Origin of the sequence: Verrucomicrobium sp. BvORR034 (assembly GCF_000739635.1) — a bacterium.
Taxonomy (GTDB): domain Bacteria; phylum Verrucomicrobiota; class Verrucomicrobiia; order Verrucomicrobiales; family Verrucomicrobiaceae; genus Verrucomicrobium.
Genome location: NZ_BATQ01000049.1, coordinates 1 through 17905, shown reverse-complemented (window position 1 = coordinate 17905; position 17905 = coordinate 1). Strand labels below are relative to the sequence as shown.

Annotated in this window: 22 protein-coding genes; 5 read left to right on the top strand and 17 right to left on the bottom strand. The window is 59.3% G+C overall.

Annotation, left to right across the window (positions count from 1 at the left end; translation table 11 throughout):
• Nucleotides 1-59: 59 nt before the first annotated feature.
• From BV034_RS08775 to BV034_RS08690, 17 genes are all read right to left on the bottom strand, one after another.
• Complete coding sequence (locus tag BV034_RS08775) at nucleotides 60-533, bottom strand: hypothetical protein (protein WP_050026127.1); 474 nt, start codon at nucleotides 531-533, stop codon at nucleotides 60-62.
• 205 nt (nucleotides 534-738) lie between these two features.
• Nucleotides 739-1152 (bottom strand): hypothetical protein, encoded by a 414-nt coding sequence (locus BV034_RS08770; protein ID WP_050026126.1) that lies wholly within the window; start codon nucleotides 1150-1152, stop codon nucleotides 739-741.
• A gap of 331 nt (nucleotides 1153-1483) precedes the next feature.
• Nucleotides 1484-2098 (bottom strand): hypothetical protein, encoded by a 615-nt coding sequence (locus BV034_RS08765; RefSeq protein ID WP_050026125.1) that lies wholly within the window; start codon nucleotides 2096-2098, stop codon nucleotides 1484-1486.
• A gap of 38 nt (nucleotides 2099-2136) precedes the next feature.
• Entirely contained in the window at nucleotides 2137-3063 is a 927-nt protein-coding gene (locus BV034_RS08760) for a M28 family peptidase (RefSeq protein WP_050026123.1), read from the bottom strand.
• Between the two features lie 46 nt (nucleotides 3064-3109).
• Nucleotides 3110-3640, bottom strand: a complete 531-nt coding sequence (locus tag BV034_RS08755) for a L,D-transpeptidase family protein (RefSeq protein ID WP_050026121.1) — start codon at nucleotides 3638-3640, stop codon at nucleotides 3110-3112.
• Nucleotides 3641-3709: 69 nt separating this feature from the next.
• On the bottom strand, nucleotides 3710-4423 hold the full coding sequence (locus tag BV034_RS08750) for an NlpC/P60 family protein (protein WP_265592794.1): 714 nt from the start codon (nucleotides 4421-4423) through the stop codon (nucleotides 3710-3712).
• An 8-nt stretch (nucleotides 4424-4431) separates the two neighbouring features.
• Nucleotides 4432-5097 carry a hypothetical protein gene (locus BV034_RS08745; protein WP_050026119.1) on the bottom strand — a complete coding sequence of 222 codons (666 nt, stop codon included), beginning with the start codon at nucleotides 5095-5097 and terminating at the stop codon, nucleotides 4432-4434.
• 201 nt (nucleotides 5098-5298) lie between these two features.
• Nucleotides 5299-5814 (bottom strand): hypothetical protein, encoded by a 516-nt coding sequence (locus tag BV034_RS08740; RefSeq protein ID WP_050026117.1) that lies wholly within the window; start codon nucleotides 5812-5814, stop codon nucleotides 5299-5301.
• A gap of 146 nt (nucleotides 5815-5960) precedes the next feature.
• Complete coding sequence (locus BV034_RS08735) at nucleotides 5961-6458, bottom strand: YcxB family protein (protein WP_265592793.1); 498 nt, start codon at nucleotides 6456-6458, stop codon at nucleotides 5961-5963.
• 230 nt (nucleotides 6459-6688) lie between these two features.
• Nucleotides 6689-7081: a VOC family protein gene (locus BV034_RS08730; RefSeq protein ID WP_050026109.1), complete on the bottom strand. Its 393-nt coding sequence runs from the start codon at nucleotides 7079-7081 to the stop codon at nucleotides 6689-6691.
• 27 nt (nucleotides 7082-7108) lie between these two features.
• Nucleotides 7109-7510, bottom strand: a complete 402-nt coding sequence (locus tag BV034_RS08725; protein WP_050026107.1) for a hypothetical protein — start codon at nucleotides 7508-7510, stop codon at nucleotides 7109-7111.
• A 13-nt stretch (nucleotides 7511-7523) separates the two neighbouring features.
• Entirely contained in the window at nucleotides 7524-8192 is a 669-nt protein-coding gene (locus tag BV034_RS08720; protein ID WP_050026105.1) for a hypothetical protein, read from the bottom strand.
• A 121-nt stretch (nucleotides 8193-8313) separates the two neighbouring features.
• Nucleotides 8314-8853, bottom strand: coding sequence for a hypothetical protein (locus BV034_RS08715; protein ID WP_265592792.1), 540 nt, complete (start codon nucleotides 8851-8853; stop codon nucleotides 8314-8316).
• Between the two features lie 93 nt (nucleotides 8854-8946).
• The gene (locus tag BV034_RS08710; RefSeq protein ID WP_265592791.1) at nucleotides 8947-9450 is read right to left on the bottom strand and encodes a hypothetical protein; all 504 of its coding nucleotides are present in this window, start codon (nucleotides 9448-9450) and stop codon (nucleotides 8947-8949) included.
• Between the two features lie 375 nt (nucleotides 9451-9825).
• Nucleotides 9826-10542 (bottom strand): hypothetical protein, encoded by a 717-nt coding sequence (locus BV034_RS08700; RefSeq protein ID WP_265592790.1) that lies wholly within the window; start codon nucleotides 10540-10542, stop codon nucleotides 9826-9828.
• 370 nt (nucleotides 10543-10912) lie between these two features.
• Nucleotides 10913-11509 carry a hypothetical protein gene (locus BV034_RS08695; protein WP_265592789.1) on the bottom strand — a complete coding sequence of 199 codons (597 nt, stop codon included), beginning with the start codon at nucleotides 11507-11509 and terminating at the stop codon, nucleotides 10913-10915.
• A 488-nt stretch (nucleotides 11510-11997) separates the two neighbouring features.
• Nucleotides 11998-13338 (bottom strand): class I adenylate-forming enzyme family protein, encoded by a 1341-nt coding sequence (locus tag BV034_RS08690; protein WP_050026094.1) that lies wholly within the window; start codon nucleotides 13336-13338, stop codon nucleotides 11998-12000.
• A 354-nt stretch (nucleotides 13339-13692) separates the two neighbouring features.
• Between BV034_RS08690 and BV034_RS08685 the strand changes: the two genes are divergently transcribed.
• From BV034_RS08685 to BV034_RS08665, 5 genes are all read left to right on the top strand, one after another.
• Complete coding sequence (locus tag BV034_RS08685) at nucleotides 13693-14967, top strand: beta-ketoacyl-[acyl-carrier-protein] synthase family protein (protein WP_050026092.1); 1275 nt, start codon at nucleotides 13693-13695, stop codon at nucleotides 14965-14967.
• Nucleotides 14968-14984: 17 nt separating this feature from the next.
• Nucleotides 14985-16091: a beta-ketoacyl synthase N-terminal-like domain-containing protein gene (locus BV034_RS08680; RefSeq protein ID WP_050026090.1), complete on the top strand. Its 1107-nt coding sequence runs from the start codon at nucleotides 14985-14987 to the stop codon at nucleotides 16089-16091.
• A 67-nt stretch (nucleotides 16092-16158) separates the two neighbouring features.
• On the top strand, nucleotides 16159-16887 hold the full coding sequence (gene fabG / locus BV034_RS08675) for a 3-oxoacyl-ACP reductase FabG (protein WP_050026088.1): 729 nt from the start codon (nucleotides 16159-16161) through the stop codon (nucleotides 16885-16887).
• Nucleotides 16888-16968: 81 nt separating this feature from the next.
• Nucleotides 16969-17232 carry a phosphopantetheine-binding protein gene (locus tag BV034_RS08670; RefSeq protein WP_050026086.1) on the top strand — a complete coding sequence of 88 codons (264 nt, stop codon included), beginning with the start codon at nucleotides 16969-16971 and terminating at the stop codon, nucleotides 17230-17232.
• A 364-nt stretch (nucleotides 17233-17596) separates the two neighbouring features.
• Nucleotides 17597-17776: a DUF6036 family nucleotidyltransferase gene (locus tag BV034_RS08665; RefSeq protein WP_050026085.1), complete on the top strand. Its 180-nt coding sequence runs from the start codon at nucleotides 17597-17599 to the stop codon at nucleotides 17774-17776.
• Nucleotides 17777-17905: the final 129 nt, after the last annotated feature.

The window sequence follows — 17905 nt, the reverse complement described above, 5'->3', positions numbered from 1 at the left end:
TCCCTTCCCATCTTGTTAATCTCTCTCAAATCCTGTTAATCCCGTCAAAAATCGCCAACTCACCGCACGACCGCCTCCGCCGGCCGCTCCCGCGCCAGGATCTCCAGGAGATTGGACAGGTCCACCCGCTGTTGGGCCGTCAGGGCCTGTTCAGCCTTGCCAGCGGGAGCCAGGATCTGGCCTTCCTTGTCATAGCCCTTCTCCGGACCCAGCACATAGCTCGACACCGTCTTGAGCGACGGTTCCTTTCCCGCCAAGAGGTCCGCCAGTTGATCCCTTTCCCCTTTGAGGTGCGACACCCTGACGGTGCCGCCTTTTATCACATACTCCGTCACGGTAGGATCATTCTGCGCCTCTCCGTTCCAAATCCACCGGACCCGCTGCACCGAATCCCCCGTGCAGTACAAAAAGTAGTAGTGCGTACTCGTCGCATCCTCGCCTTCCTCCAGAAGATAGACCTTGTCGCCCTCCGCCGCCCGGACCATCGACACGTCCGCCAGAATCATGAAGAGCGCTGCAACAACCCATTTCATGCGATTCAGCCTACCAGCTATCTCCCTCTGAAGCACGCCTTTTCAAGCCCGATCCAGAGTCAGCCGGCCATCAGCCATTCCCGGCGACTCTCATCAGCGTGATTCCTCACACCGGTAATGGCAGGTGACACACGTCGATGCCAGCTCAAACGGGGCTCAATGTGCCTCAGCCCCTTCTCCCTTATCCCTTTCCCGCTCTTCCCTTCTATTCGTCATACTCGCCCGGCTCAAACCGGATGGCATGGAGGGCCGTCACCGGGCGGGGTTCGTCGCTCTGGCCGATGAACAGGTCATAGGTCTCCCCGTTGTCCGTAGAGATGGAGTCATCCTGCAGCACATCATGCCGGGGCTGCCCAGGGCCCACGCCCTCCGCATGCGCCGCTGGCAGGGCTTCTGCCAGGAATTCTGCCACCGCATGGGCCACGCCACGGTCGCCCTTGGCGCTGAACATGAAGTAGGTCTCCGGCATGGTCTCCTGCGGCTGCTCCCAGGTGAAGTAGTGGTTCAGCGTCTCCGCGAGCGCCTCCCGCACATCCGTATCGGTCAGCTCCTCGTGATCTTGGGCCAGATCTTCAAGGGCTTGATACAAATGGCCAACGGCGTCTCTGAGCGAGGTCATGGGGTAATTGATGAAATATTTTTTTTGGCGAACGCAAGAATATCAGGGTGAGCCCGCTGCTCCTGCCCCCGACCGCCCCGCCATATCACCCGAACTCCCTGTTGTCCACCCTCTCGCAACACTTTTACCCGTTCCATCATCCCAAAGCGCTTCTTTTTCTCTTCAGGCTCCTGGTGCCGACTCACCCTGCCAGAACCCGGGGGGACGGTCTCGATGACGCCAAGCGGCGGTTCATGATCTAACTTTTTCTCCTGAAAGAGAGGGTCACGGCCCTCCCCGGATCAGGGCCGCAAAAGGTCTCACATCGTGATCAGCTTTCTCACGAGCCCGGCTAGACCCCCGGGGAGCGATTGTCGATTCGAGTCACTTTGACCTTTTCCGTCTTTTTGAATCGGACGGCCCCGTAGATCAATGCTGGCCCTGCAAGAAAGCAGAACAGAAGGTCCCAGACCGTCTTTTTTTTGCGCCCGACCTCGAACAAAAGCACCTTGTGGAAATCGACGTGGGGAAACCCAGCCTGCAATAGCTCCCGATCTTTGCCCTTCACTCCGCGCAAAAACAGGCCTGAGACAGCAGGCTGCTTTTCAACCCCCGATGGCAGATCGCTGACTTTACGAGCCCGGTGATCCCTGACCACTACTCGAAACTCCAAATTTTCACCGGGCGCAGCGGGCAGTTTAGAAACTACTGGGTAGCAATACCCGGAAACGGTATCATTTTCTTCGGGAGGTTTGCCCCGCCTCGTCTGATACGTGAACACCATGGCATCAAACAGGGCCCAGTGTGAATCAAGCCTTCCGTTCAGGTTTGACACCGCCGCCCCCTCCTCCAGGGCGGCCAAAGAATATTCTGTCGGCTCGGATCGACTTTCCCACCTCAACTGCAACTCAGAAATGCCGATCCATAGCACCGCAAGACCGGATAAAATGATCAAGATGCGCCCCATGTTTTTTCTCCCATCCAATTCTGCACTATGAACTTAACTTAACCTGCGCTGCCACCCGCGGCTCCCACCAAATACCCCACCACCATTTTTGTCACGTCCGCCATTGCCTCATAGTCCAGCGTTTCCGGAAGATCGCTCGGCAGATGGTAGTGGGGATTGCGAAAATTGGAGGTGTCTGTCCACATGAGCGCCGGCAGTCCTGCTTTCCAAAAAGGAGTATGGTCACTCCGCAACAGATCGCCAAAGACCTTCTCCAGGCCGAACAACACCTTCAGCGATACAAGGGGCGTGTGGCTGCCCCATGTGCCCACCGCGCGCAACACTTTAGAGGCGATCCGGTTGGACTTGGAGTTGCTCACGAGGCCGATAAAGTTTCCTTGATCCGGAAGGGAGACAGGCAGCCCCTTCGGCTTGCCCTGTGATCCCGGTGCCGTCGTAAAGTAGCCCACCATCTCAAAGATGTGTGCCTCCCGCAGTTGCTTGCGCTCCTCAGCCCCCAGGCCTCCCACGTATTCCGTGCTCCCCAAAAGTCCGTCTTCCTCGCGGTTGAAAATCGCGATGGTCAGCGGCACCATCGTGTCTTCCAGGCCGGTGCCCTTCGCCGCCAGCACCCGTGCCACCTCCAGGCACACCGCAATGGCACTGTTGTTGTCATCCGCTCCAGGGGTCGTCGGCACCGTGTCATAGTGCGCGCCCAACAACACTCGCGGGCCAGATGCCTTTCCTCGCGATTCAGCAATGACATTGTCGTACTGCCCTTGCAAACGCACCTCATACCCCAGGCAGCGCAATTCCTCGACGAGCCAGTCCCGAGCCTGCTCGTTGGCGGCGCGATTGGCGACATAGTGACGTGGATAGCTCAGCTGCTCCACGGTCGAGCGAAGTTTTGCAACAGACACATCTGCCATCGCCGGATGGAACGCGGTTGCGGAGGCAGAACTTACTTTGGCGTGGGTGATCAACATCGTGTTGGAAACGTTGAATGAGTGCCTGAGTTTAGCCCTTGATCCATCACGGCCTCAACTCCACCACTGAGCCATCGGGCACGGCTTGCCAAAGCCTGTCCATCTCCGAGTTGGTCACCGCGACACATCCCGCGGTCCAGTCCAACCAGCGATGACAGCGGCCGAGCCATCCCCACCCGTTTTTCAAGCCGTGAATCATGATGTTTCCGCCCGGACTCTTCTGTTCTGACTTCGATCTGGCAACCTGTTGAGCACTGGGATAAGAGATGCGAAGCGCGCGATAGCATGTGCTGTCGGCCTTGTGTTGGGAGATCCGATAGGCTCCCTCTGGCGTCCGCTGGTCGCCTTCTGTGGATTTTGCCCCCACTGGCTGCCCGCCCAAGGACACTGGATACACCACCAAGACCTTGTCATGTTTCCACACCGTCAGCGTCCGTTGCGACTTGCTTACCACGAGCCGGTCAGCCCTGGTACCCTTGGGCAACTGGGAGGCTGGCCAGTTGGCCCACACCAGAAGGAGGACCACTATGCCTGAGCCAGCCAAAACGGCTCGCAATCCAACTTTGAAAAACGACATGATCTCCAAACTGACCGGTCGCTGCGTTCCTGCAACCGCTTCTCTGTCCTTTGACCGGCACTGCGCAGACTACGGATCCGCCAAGACTCCCCATCGATGCAACGTCACCTTGGCTCCGAACCAATGGTTCTCATCCCGCCTTCCATCCAGTGTCGCGACCTTCTCCAGTCCAGGGTCCGCCTGGATCCAGCGATTCCCACCCACATAGACAAGCACATGAGCTCCACCCTGAGTTACTGCCAGATCTCCCGGTTTCAGTCCGGTATAGTCCATCTCCTTCACGGTGCCCTTGCGCCCCAGTGATACCGTGTAGCCCCGGTAGCCTTCACTCAAGGCCTTCGCGCTAGCGTCATACCACCAGTGCTCCAGCGCCATGCGCAACGCGCCGCCATCAGCGTGCCCCGTCCCATAGGCGATCAACGCTTGACGCAAAGACCGACGCGGCAGGCCCGAGCAATCAATTCCTCGACGCGCTTCCCCTCCCCAATGATAGGGTGAGCCCTCGAACCCCGTCAACGCCTCCACATAGCGTTGTCGCAGTTCCATTTCGTCCATCTTCCGCCCCGGCAGCAGGAACGGCAGTGCCACCAGGCCCGGCAGCATCGCCCACCCGAGGCGAACCCCTTTGCTCGGCCATACCAGGATCAGCACTCCTAGCCACACCACGCCAATAGCGCCCACCAACGCCAGCCGGAGCATTCCGCTGCTCACGGGATTGATCAAGATCAACGCCGTCGCCAGCACCGCCCCCACCGTCATCAAAATCACCAACCTTCGCATCATACCCTCCATCACTCCTCCTCCGTCGCCGCCGCCGCCTTCTTCTTCTTCTTCGGGTCATCCCGCTCCACCTTGTGCTTGTCCAGCAACCGGTTCATGAGCGACTCCACCACCGGACTGGGAAAGGGATTGACCTTGCTCTGCGGCGCCACCGCACCATAAATGGCCAACCCACTGCACTCGAAGCAGATCAGCATGTCTATTTCGCCGTCCGGCAAGACAAAGCGCAGGCCATGACGCGGCCGGAAATCACAGGCAAAAAATGCCCCCGGAATTATCTGGCTCCTTAGAAAATCCCCCCATCGCACCGCCTCCCCGTCCGCCTCTATCGCCACCGTGCCCAGCACCGGATAGCCATGAAACTTCGGCAAGATACCAAACGCCGCCGCCCGCTCAGGATACAGCTTCTGCACCCACTCCCCCTCCGCCGGCACCAGAGAGTACAGCACCATCTTCGTCACCCTGGGAATCTTGGGTGACAGCGCATGATGGGCCTGGCTGAAGTCAATCAATTGCTGCATGCCCCATCCCGCAGTAACCAGTCCGACCCGATCTGCCCACGGCTTGAAGTCCTGCTCCACCTCCTCCTTGGTCAGCGATGGCGTGAGATCAGGAACCCTCGTCAAAAGTCCGACGCCGCCTTCCGGCAAGTCCGCCGCCGACAGAAGTCCCCCCATCGCAAGTGCGAATCCCAAGGTGCAAAACCTCGTCCTCGAAATCATCGCCATCATTCCTTTCGGGTCGCTTCGCAGTTCCGGCATTTCTCCATCCCAGCACAAGACACCACATTCTGGCCAGCCAAATCATTCACATCACCCGCAGACCCATGGGCCCGCCGAACGGGTCCCACCTCTTAACCCTTAACCCCTAACCCCACCTCAGTGCATCAACCCTTTGGCACCCGGCAGTCTCCAGCACCTCAGACACACACCGGCCAGCGCCACTGCCAATCCCACCACCAGGTAACCCCACCTGTTGCGCTCGCTACAGAAGACCACCGCATGCACCGCCCCCAGACCAGTCAGCAGCGTCGTCACCACCACCGCCAGATCCGCCGGCGTGCGTATCCCAAAATTGTCCGGGAAGAGCACCATCATGCCATTCAATCCCAGCGCCAGCACAACCACCCCGGTCACCAAGGCATACAACAGCCCAGCCCCGATCCCTGCTCCCATCGCCCCCCGCCAGCACTGCGTCCCACTAACCGCCCGAAAAACCGTACCACCCCGAACGACTCCTGAAACCACCATCATCCCCGCAAACAAGTCCATCATCAGAGACGCCAGCACCGCCGCCGAATTGTCCAGCACCAGATTGAGTGCCGTGTGCACGATCACCCACACCAACGACACCACCATGGCGGCCACAAACAAGCTCTGTTCCGAACGATTCACCTCCGTGACCTCTGTGGCAAAACCCGCATTCCGTAAGCGACAATCAGCGCCCATTAGCGGTTCCCCCATTCCTCACTCACATCCTGTTAATCTTCCTAAATCCTGTTAATCCTGTCTCAAGATTTCACTCGCCGTTTCCACCAAAGTCACTTCCTCCTCGTAATCCGGGCGCCACCGGCCTCCGCGATGCGGCATGCCTGTTCAAAGCTCTCTGCAGAGTCAAAGGCCTCCACCGGCACCCAGAGACCTCCGGCTTTATTCATATAGACCATCATCCCTTTTGGCACTCGAACAACTTCTGCCTCAGTCGTCCAGTCCACACGCACCTCGCAGCCAGGCGAGTCAATTTCCAATCTTTGGTCTATAAATCGAATGTGACTCGGTTTGCCCTTCAGAGAACGGCTTCCGACGACCGCCAAGACCCAAGCAAAGATCCACTTCTGCAAAGCCATCACAAGTCCCAGCAGACCAAGCAGGACATTGGACACCCGCACCGGTTGCCCTGAAATGATCATCTGCGCCAGCAGTAGAAACAATCCCCACCCTATCAGCTTAATCCACCAAGGATACGAACTGCGCAACATCATCACCTTGCCAGCATCATACAAGGTTTTTGAAGTAGGGATATACGAGGCTTCAATCATGGTCATCAACTCCACAGCTCTAACTTGCTCCTGTTCGCAGTTCAAATTTTTGTTTACTTCTATCACCACCGAGGTTCACAGAGTTCGCCAACTGATCCCATCTGTGAACCTCCGTGACCTCTGTGGGTAAATCCGCATTCCATGAGCGTCATAAGCGTCCATTAGCGGTTCCCCATTGCCTCTCCCCCATCCTGTTAATCTTAAAAAAATCTTGTTAATCCTGTCAAAAATCAACTTTCCCCCTCCCCATACACCGCCACCTCCACCAGATTTAAATCCGGATCCCGGAAATAAACCGACATGATCGGCCCCATGGCCCCCGTCCTTGGAACCGGCCCCTCCGTGACAAACACCCCCTGCTCCTCCAGATGAGCCAACACCTCTTCCATGGATGACGTCGTGATCAAACAAAGATCGGCCGAGCCCGGTGTGGGATGCATGGCATGCGGGGCCACGGGGGCGTCAGCCGAGTGCAGATTGATCTTCTGCTGACCAAACGTCAATGCCCGCCGGCCGCCTGCAAACGTTACCACCTCCATTCCCAACACACGAGTATAGAAGTCGCAGGATGCGTCAACATCGCGCACTGTGAGAACGATGTGATCAAGACGGTCGATGGTCATGGCAATGCGGAGAATAGGGTCGCTCTCTTACTCCCTGTAAATCGGTGTTGGAAAAGTGCCGCTGGCGAGATGAATGGCCACTTTGGCGAAACCTTGCGCCTTCAGCCTCGCTTCCAGATCCTCTACTGCCGCCTTGAACTTGTCATCGGGCCACAACCTTGTGACCTTGCTCATGATGATCACGGCGAGTTTCCGCTCCTTGGTAGCCTTGGCCACCCTGGCCGTGAGGACATCCAATTTGAAGGCTTCGCGCTGCCCGACTGGGCGCTCGATTTGAATCGCGTCGGGTCCATCGAAATACAACACCACGTCTGCCTTCAGATATTGTTCTTCTGCGCGCCCAGAGGGGATGAGTTTGTCCTCGGCCCGCAGCGTCGCAGCGCAACCCACAATCAACATCAAACACAAGGCAGCAACGTCCGTTCTCATGGCTCGGAATCGATTACTGGGCCGCTTTCAACGCTGCCCCAGAAACGCCCCTTCTCACCAGCACCAGTTCTTTGTGTCGGGGTTGAATGGTGATGCGCGTGGCCATCGTCGTCGCCTTCGCCTCATGCTTGCTTACCAGCGCCAGCTCCCCGCCACCTTGAGGAAACAAACTGATGCTGAACTCCCTTCCTGAGGCCGGATTCTTTCCTTCCTCAAACTGGGGCAGGTACGCCACCAGACCGCGGATCAGAGGCTGCTCATAGGTCACCACAATGGCAAACTGCGGGGCCGGTGAGCCCCCCAGGTTGAAGCGGCACTGAGCCAGCCTCATCCCTTCAGGCAACGAGGCATCTTCAGAAAATTGAACTCCCTTGGGGCGATGGACAATTCCCTCGAGTTCCAGGCGGGGATCGGCATCCCGGATCACTTGATCCGGGTCTTGTGCAAGAGCCTTCGACCAGATCACAGGAACCGAGAAGGATAGCGGATCCTGCAAAGGCCCTTTTGCCACGTAGCCCACGGCGCAAGAAACGGTGGCCGTCTCCGTGCCCACACCGATCAGGCAACGCTCCCAGGTCTTCTCGACAAGTGCCACTGCAAGGGGATTCGCCCGGGCGTGGACGACAGCGCCCCATGTGACGATAGACAGGGTGCTGGTTTTAAGGAAGGTTCGCCGCATCATAACTCACACAGGGCTCCAAGAGGGATGGATTGACGAGAATAAACAAGCCTATCAAACGGAGAAAAAGACCACAACCCTGATTCGCCCGATACGCAGCGATCCGGAATCGCTCCGTTCAAGCTCATGGTCCCTTGCTCAAGTTTCGCTGTCCTTGCGGATGAGATCGGTGATAGTTGTGAAAATTGTTTACGAACCACCAGCGTCCCGTTCCGTCCCGAAAACAGGCTTCCGTTTTCCAGACAAGGAGTCTCCCTGTCCTGTAGCCTTTCTTTTCTGCAGCAAGTTGCTTCTGATAGTCCTGGCTGAACTCGATCAGACACTCGATCTCCGGCAGGCCCACGCCCTGTGACCAGATCTGGAACGAATAGCACTCGCTGCGTTCACTCGCCAGGATGCTGGCCAAATACGCCTTCACCTTCTGGTGATCCACGTCCGGCCAAACTTTAGCATCGGCATAGCGCACTTTCACCTTCTCAATGGCATTCCCAAATAGCTTCGCCAAGGTGGTCCCTGGTTCCACCTTCACCATCGGCTGATCATGTGCCTCTGGCGGAACGCCCCACTCCGGCCGTGGATCAAACTCAATCACCGGCTCCGCGGCTCTCAATGGAACACTACAAATCAGACCCGTCAGGGCTGCAACAATCACTCCTGATTTCATTCTTAACCGAAACACCAGTTACCCCGTCTGTTTGTAAGAAGATTGTCTATCAATCGTGCAGATGAATCAGTAGAACTTTCTCCTGCATCGGCTTCAACGTGTCCGCAGGGATCTCAGCATCTCCATGGTCTGCGCTTCCATCATGGCACTATCCACTCCCGCAGGCCATTTCACCTGGATTCGCGTGTAGTGCCCGGACTTCAATTGACACAACGTCTCTAGAACAGTCCCACCACCGACCCCGGCCCGGTGTTCCCGCGACGGGATCTGCATTTGCGCAGCCGGAAGACCGCCGACAAGCAAGGTCTCAGTCCTTGCGGGTTCGAAGGGCAGAGCCCTCAAACACATCCCATACCACATCTGTCGCCACGACTCGCTGGTGACCTCCCAAGACGGGGCCACTCCGGCTTCAATCACTGCATCCGTGAGCAGGATCTTGAAGCCCCGGATCTCGACATGCTCCAGCAACACCTGTTCAGGGGATGGCGCTGCAATCCGCCAACTGCCTGACGGAAAGTACATCACGGAGTCAACAGGCTTCCAATAGTAAGGTTCCCCCCCTTCGATCACATCACGAGGTTCAGATCCACTCATCATGCCCCCGGTGGAATAGAGTGCCGGATTTCGCGTTTGCACCCCTCTCACCATGGCGTTCAGAGGTGACACCGCGAACATTCCAGCCGCGACAAACACTCCGAGCAGCGCATGAATCCGAAGGGATCGGATGCTCTGGGGCCGACAGAAGCAAGCCATCGTCACTCCCACCATCGCACAGCCACCAAGGCAAAGCTCAAATTAAGCGTCACCCTCATCCAGTTCGAGGGGAAGGAATCGAGCATCCGCAACCAAACCAAGCAGCATGATCCTGCAAAGACCAAGCCGACACCTAGCACCAACTGTACGGATCCTTGAACAGGTCTCATGAGTTCAATTCCACAACGCCTTCCTCCGGACACATTCGGGGAAAGTGACTCATTGTTCTGACGCTTTGACCCAGATGGCTCCATCGACATAGGTCGCCTCTACGGTGTAGTCCCCATTCGTGAGCCGATACACTGGTGCCTGGGCCTTAGGCACTCGCCACCACATAGCGCGATCGTCTCTCCACCACGAAACGTCCTCCACGCCTGCAGGCTCCAGCTTCAGTCGCTTCACGTACTCCTCAAATTGAACCAGGCTGACTCGGGCACTCAAAAACGTCGTAAAATCAGGGAGGAAACCTTCATTCCAGGTCCACTCTCGAATTTTGGACGCTCCCCACGGTAGCGCAGCACGCAACGGCGTAACCGTGGCATGGTAGCACAACCATAGCCCCGCCAAATAGACACCTCCAACCGTCCACATCGCCCGCGATTTTCTCCTGGTCTTGTCCAATGCTCGCAGATGAGAGCGCTTCAACAAATAGAGCGCCGTGACAGCAACTGGCAGAGTCAGTGCGACTGCCCCCCTTTCATCGGTAGGACGCACCGGATACTCAGGGAAAAGAATGCGTGCCAACACCATCGATAAGGCACACACACCGGCGGTCACAATTCCCCCAAACAAGAATCCGCCCCACCAAGATCGCTTTTGTCGCGATCGGCTTCTTGCAAACAGCAGTGCCGTCACTGACACCACCACAACACCGCAATAAAAAAACATCAACTGCGCCCAAGTCATCTGCTTCAGTGTTGAATCTCGAAATTGCAAGTACACCTCTCATCGGACGCCGGAAGACACGCCAGACTCATGCAATCGAACCACCAGCGTCCCCCCGTCCGTCAGCTCCAAAGCTCCGTTTGGAGTTTCATTGGCTTTCCCTAGATGACGTAGAAACTCCTTCTCAGTTGCACACCAAGATGGCGAGTACTGTAAAAGCAGCGCACCATATCTCGGTGCGCTGACCTGCACTCCCACCCGCGGCTCTGAATACAAGGCCCACCCAAGCGGACCCAGGCCCCAAGGTCGAACGGAGGCCGTTCGGATCGACGGCTCAGGCCGGAACATCCCAGTCTGCGTCTTTGTCACCCTTAACGGCTTCCAACCTTCCAACGCCTGCACATTGCATTGCGGCCATCGGCTAGCCGACTTCCATTTTGGCACCTTCAGTTCGCGTTTTGTCATCCAGATTCACCTCACGAACTGCCATCGTCATTCCTCGGACAGATGGAGATGCGAACCAAGCCAGGACATGCGCATACCCTTCGAGCTTTCTCTCCCAGAAATGGTTCTCAAGCTCCCTTCGCCCCAGAGCCAGAACATTCATTTCGCAATAGGAAATCACATGCCCAGGGGACTTCTCGATACGTTGCAAAAAGGGGCGCACGTCCCAGTTTGCGTGAGCGATCCCGCAGATCCACCCGTCAATCGCATAGCCGGAATCCTCTTCCCGCAGGAGTTCCTCAATCACCTCCTCAAACAACTCCGTCAGCGCCTGTCTCTGCTCGGGTTGCCACTTCTCTGGAGTCGAGTCTCTGATGGCACGGCCTGTGACTTCAAAGTCCGGCCACCATCCGAGCTCCGAGATCGTGATCTCCATGATGCGAGGTAGAAAATAGAGGTAGTCGTCCACATCCCCCGCCGTCAGGAATGCTGAGGCCGAGTAGGAAGCGAGCTCTTCAGGAGTCAACTGTCGCAAAGGACGGCGGAGCAGCACGTCCACTCTTTTGGATTCCATACAGCAAGGGCATCCGTCGATGCGAGCAGGCTTGGGAACTTTCGCAAACACCTCATAGAGGCGCTCCATACTCTTCTGAAGTGGAGACTTTGATTCCATTTGTTCCACCCGAGTTTCAGCCTTCAAAGCTCCATCTCCCCATCTTGTTCATTCTTCAAAATCTTGTCAATCCTGTCTAAGCAGCTTCCACTCACTCCCGCACCGCACCGCACAAACACAAGCTGCCGCCATCGGTTGCGATACCCTGAGGCTCGCAATCGCAAGGGACCCAACACAGGGGGCTGTGGTTTTGGAAATGCACATCACAACTGGCCCGAAACTCGTGTGGGGTTGATCCAGGACGCTGCGAGATTTTGGAGAAAATCGTCTCGAAATTACCTGATCCGGCCAGATCACGCAATTGAATCCACCAAAAAACCTTCAAGAGAACTGCCGCCACGCCACACCCCCGCCGCTCACTCCAGTTCAGCGACTTGCCCCCTGGGCAGTCAGTCCTTTAAGAACCCCGTCAACTCGGTCTCTAAAAACCGGCCACGCCACTCGGCCCGGGAGAATTTGCCCCGGGCATTGGGCACCAAATCCTGACGCAACCAGTAGCGACGCGGCCTCTGCCAGCCCGGGAGACGCTCCCCCATCCAGCGCACCAAGTCCTCCTGCCGCACTCCGGCGGCGGCGTCCACATTCACACAAGCTACCGTTTCCTCGCACCGCACCTCGTCCGCGCTGGGCACGCCGAAGACGACGCAATGACGAACACCGTCGCAAGAGAGCAGGGCCGCCTCCACCTCGGCAGGGTTCAGCTTTCTGCCAGCAACATTGATGGTGTCACTGAGGCGTCCACGCATGGTCACCCCACCGGTCTCGACATTAAGGTCCACCACATCACTGGTGCGGAACGTCCCGCCACCCAAGGTCGCACGCTCCTCGGTTTCCGCAGGCCAATAGCCCTCCCCCACCGCCTGACTGTGCACACCCAGGCACCCATCCGCTCCCAGCGACAGACTCACCCCATGCATGGCTTGCCCCGCATAGCTGGCATCGACCCGCGGCTCCGGGCTGGCATCGTAGGCAATGCCGCCGCACTCACTGGAGCCGTAAAAATTGTGAATCTTGATTCCCGCAACCGCATAAATCTCCTCCTCCAGCTGCAAGGGCAAAGGAGCCCCTGCCGAGATGGCCAGGGCAATGGGAGCGTCCTTCAACAAGCCAGCCTGATGCCAGGCCCGCCACATGGCAGGGACAGCGGGCACAGTGTAGCGAATGCCCAAGGCGTGCGCCTGTCTTTTGGATGACGGCATGGGATCCGGCACCAGCACCATGGGGTGCCCCTGGAGAAGCAGCGGCAGGATCAGGTTGGAGAAGCCGTAGCTGTGCGCCAGCGAGATCACCGCCAGGTTGGGGCAGGCCTGGTCCAGCCCCATCGTCAGGCGGATATTTTCTGCATCCGCCACAAGCTGGTCGCCGCGAAAGAGCACGCCACGCGGCTGCCCCGTGGAGCCAGAGGTGAATTTCAGGTGGCAGATCTCCGGAGCGAACCTCGTCCCCCGGGCCACCGCATCCGCCAGGAGTGGCGGCGTCTCCACCTCCACTGGGCAAAGGACAGCGTCATCCCGCCAAGCCCGCAGACACTCCAGCACGAATTGTCGCGCACCACCCACCCCTCGCACAGAAGCCACGTGGACCTGCCTGGGTGCCACTGGAGGCAGTGCGGTGACCTCTTCTTGCAGAGCCGAAAAGGTCCATTGCGCTCCCGTGGCTGCGTCTCTCACCGCCACGGCATCGGCGTGCCGGTTCAGTGTCTGCAGCCAGAGTTCGTGGAGAGTGGGCATCAAGATAGGCAAAAAAGAAGAAATGAATCCGGTGTCAGGCAACCAGAATAGGCGCGCTCGGAACCAAACCGCTAACTAGGCCCATCCACCTGGTTTCGCAAGCAGTCGCCACAGCGAAGCCCCCCACAAGTGTGTATGTGAGGCCAGTCATGGACCAAGAAGGTGCCTCCACCGGAATTTCCCAGTTGTCCCCGTCACCAAGCCTTCACACTCAACAAACACCTCATGGACGAAACACCATCGAGCACCCGCACCCCCTCTGCCCGTGCCAACCTTGAACTCTGACCAAGATCCCCTTGAGCGCCCCTCGCACCCTCGCTAGAGGTGGAGGTTCATTTCACCCGTCATTCCTCCATGCCGTATCCCTCCTCCCCCTCCCCCGGTGCGCCCTTTCGCGTGGCGGTCACAGGTGTAGGCATCATCACCTCCATGGGCATCGGCTGGCGACAGAATGCCGACGGATTTCGCGAGGGTCGACAGGCACTGCGCCCCATCACCCTTTTCGATGCCTCCAGCCAGCGTGTGCAGCGTGCTGGCGAGGTGGTTTTTGACCAGCCCCTGCCTAACACCCGACTGGGCCGCCGCCAACTGGCCCGTCTGGATCGAGCCTCCCGCCTGCTGATCCACGCCGGCTCGGAAGCTTTTGCCCAGAGCGGTTGGTCGGCACCGGAGGATGCGAACCATGCTCCTGCCGATGACATCCCCATTGTGCTCGGCACCAGCGCGGGAGCCATGGCCGTGGGAGAGAGCTACTATCGCCAGAAGGTAGGCACCCCGGGCGAGGCCCACACCCTGCCGCACAAGGTCGTCCTGTATCAGCCGCACACGCAGGCGCAGTTCCTGGCGGATGCGCTGGGCGTCCAAGGCCCGGTCACGATGATCTCGAATGCCTGCGCCTCTGGAGCAAATGCGATTGGCCATGCCTTCCGGCTCATCAAAACGGGTCGTGCATCCCGGGCCATCGCAGGCGGCTACGACGCGCTCGCTCAGATGGTGTTTGCGGGATTCGACTCCCTCCAGGCCCTCAGCACCACTTCCCCCCGCCCCTTCGACGCCCAACGGGATGGCCTTGCCCTGGGGGAGGGCGCAGCCGTTTTCACCCTGGAGCGCTATGAAGACGCCGTGAGTCGCGGGGCAATGATCCTGGCAGAAGTTACCGGATACGGCGCGGCGACCGATCTTCACCACCTGACGCAGCCCCACCCGCAGGGGGACGCCGCACTCATCAGCATGACTCGCGCCTGCGTTGAGGCCGCTGTGGAGCCTTCCCAGGTGCAGTACATCAACTCCCACGGCACCGGCACGCCGCTCAATGATGTGGCGGAGGGCATGGCCATCCAGCGCTGGGCCGGCCCGCACACGCCAGGCCTCATGGTCAGCAGTACGAAGGGGGCCATCGGTCACCTGCTAGGGGGTGCGGGGGCCGTCGAGGCCGCCATCTGCGTGATTGCGCTGCGCGAGGGCTTCGTGCCGCCAAATGCCCCTGTCTCGAACCCGGACCCGGTCTGCACCTTCGACCTTGTCCGCGAGCCCCGTCAGGCGGAGCTCAACTGCGTACTGACCAATTCCTTCGGTTTCGGCGGAGCCAATGCCACCCTGGTGCTCCAGCGCCCCCCTTCCAGACCGTGACACCGCCGCCTTCCTCCATGTCCCCGTCTTTAGGATCTCCCGCTTCGATCAGTCTCACAGGCTGGGGGGCCGTTTCCCCCGCAGGCTGGAGTGCAGCCGCCCTGGCGAACGCCGTGCTGGCTGGAGCCCCACTGCCCCATGCCGCAGAGCGCCGCGTCCCAGAGGCTCCAGAGCGCATGTTCCGACGCGTGCCCGCCATGCTCACCACGCCGGACTGGATGAAACAACCCCGCCTGCGCCGCACCACCGCAGCCGCGCGCCATGCCGTGCACGCGGCCGTGCAGGCTCTGGGCGAAGGCAATCTCGATGCGATCCGCAGCAGCAAACGCCGCATCGGCACCATCTTCTGCACCATGAGCGGGTGCGTGCAGTTCAGCCGCCGATTCTACGCGGAAGTTCTGGCCAATCCCCTCCTGGCCAGCCCCATCCTCTTTCCTGAGACGGTTTACAATGCCCCGGCCAGCCATGTTTCCTCGCTCCTCGGCTCGCCGGAGATGAACTACACCCTGGTGGGAGACTCCGCCCAGTTCCTCGCTGGCCTGGATCTGGCCGCCCAGTGGCTGGATGACGGTCTGGTAGATGCCTGCCTTGTGATCGCTGCCGAGGAACTGGACTGGATCTCTGACGAGGCGCTCCTGCTCTTCGCCCCCCACGGGGTGGCCGCAGAGGGTGCCGCGGCGGTGTTGCTGGAGAAAGGAGCAACTTCCCCGTCATCGGCCCCTGGAGTCACCCTGCACGCGGTGACCGAGGCCTTCACCTACGGCCAGGGGCGCGACCGCTCCCAGGCTGCAGCGGCTGTGCGTCGCACTCTCGAACCGCTCACTGCACCAGGAACGGTGTTGTGTGATGGCTCGAACCCCAGCGCCCACTCCACCAGCAACCCTCGCACCAGAGGTGACACCACCGAACAAGACCTCTGGCAGGACTGGGGCGGCTCCCGCTACGGCGTCAAGCCAGTAGTGGGCGAGGGCTTTGCCATCACCTCCGGCTGGCAGACGGTGCTCGCGTGTGAGCTGCTCCAGCGCGGCCTCGCCAGCCAGGCCCTCATCAGTGCCGTGGGGCTCACCCAGCAGGCCATGGGCGCCATGCTGAAGGGTTCTTTACCAGAGCTTCACCAGCCCTGACCTCCCCTCCCGGCAAATTCCATCGTTTTACCTCGTTCCTGCCTCTTCTTCTCAAGCATCTTTTTAAATGCCCACAGTCACTCTCATCACCGGCGGCAATGGCGGCCTGGGCATCGCCCTCGCCACCGCCTTTCTCCAGGCCGCCCCTGACAATGTCGTCTGGCTGGGCGTCCGCAACCGCCGGAACAAAGCCGAAGCCCTCGCGGAGGAGCACCCGAAGCGCTGCCACCTCATCCCGCTGAACGTGACCGTGGATGCCGAGTGGACCGCGGCCATTGCCGAGATCGTCGGCGCGTCAGGCAAGCTGGATGTACTGGTGAACAATGCCGGCCATCACGAGGATGCACTGCTGGCCACCATGTCCGATACCATCTGGCAGGACGTGTTGCAGAGCAACCTGACCGGGACCTTCCTGGGCTGCCGCGCGGTGGTGAAGCATATGATGGGGCAGCGCTTCGGCCGCATCATCAACATCTCCTCCCTCAGTGCGCTAATGGCCCCCGCCGGCCAGACCAACTATGCCGCCGCCAAGGCGGGCATCATCGGCCTCACCCAGAGCTTTGCCAAGGAAGTGGCTCGTGCCGGCATCACCGTGAATGCCGTCTGCCCCGGCTACATTGAGACCGATGCCCTCGTCCAGATGTCTCCCGAGGAGCGGCGGGCTGCCGCCATGCGGGTGCCCATGCGCCGCCTGGGCAAGCCGGAAGAAGTGGCCGCCGCCGTCCTTTTCCTTGCATCCCCGTCCGCTGCCTATATCACAGGAGCCGCCCTCAAGATCGATGGTGGCATCCTCTGAGCCCAACACCTCCGATCCCTCAGCAAAGCCCTCCCCACCTGCTTCAAATTCTTCGTCCAACTCCGATCCGACCCCAGCAAAATGGCAGACCTCGACCTCGACGCCCTTCGGCAGCAAATCAAAGAAGCCATGGTGGAAGAACTCATGCTCCCTCAGGGTGCCGATGAAATCGCCAGCGATGCGGCCATTTTCAGCCCGGAAGGCCTCGGCCTAGACAGCGTGGACGCCCTGCAGCTCGCTGTTGCCCTGGAGAAACGCTTCGGTCTGAAGCTCGCCGATGCCGCCGCCGCCCGCGAGGTGCTGCGCTCCGTGGACACCATCGCCGCCGCCATCCTGGCGAAGTAGCTTCTCAGTGCGTCCGTGGGCGGTGCGTCAGTGCGTCAAGCCCTCAGACTCTCAAGGTTGGAAGAGCCAAAGGATTCCTATCCCGCTTGGTCGCCATCCCGAGTTCTCCGCCTCCAGAAATAGGCGGACTCCTTTGGAATGCAGCACTCCCCAACCAGCAACGCGTCTCAACAGGCGCTTGCACTGGATCCCCCTCGCCGCTACCCTATCAAGCAAGCGCAGAGCATGAACAATCAGCTTCAAGAGCCGATCCGTCGCAGGGTCGGCGGAAGTCTCTCCCAGCTACCTCCGCTGGTCCGGTTGGCGATGCTCCAACGTAATGCACTCCTTCTCCGGGGTGGCAAGTGGCAGCCTCCTTCCAACGATGGAACCCTCGTTCGAAAAACTGTTGGTGCGCCTAATTGACGCCGGAGTGCAGTTTGTGGTTGTTGGCGGAGTCGCCGTCACCCTAAACGGCTATGTTCGTCTGACTGAAGACGTGGACCTCCTCTTGAACGGAGCACCCGACAACATCAACCGTCTGCTTCAAAGCCTTGCCACCTAAGGCGAAGGATTCGCGAGTGAACTCACTCTCGATGACTTTGGGGATGAAGAGGGCGCAATTCGCATCGTCGAGGTCACGGAACAGTGCCAAATCGACCTTTTCACCCGCATGTCGGGGTTACATTTTTCC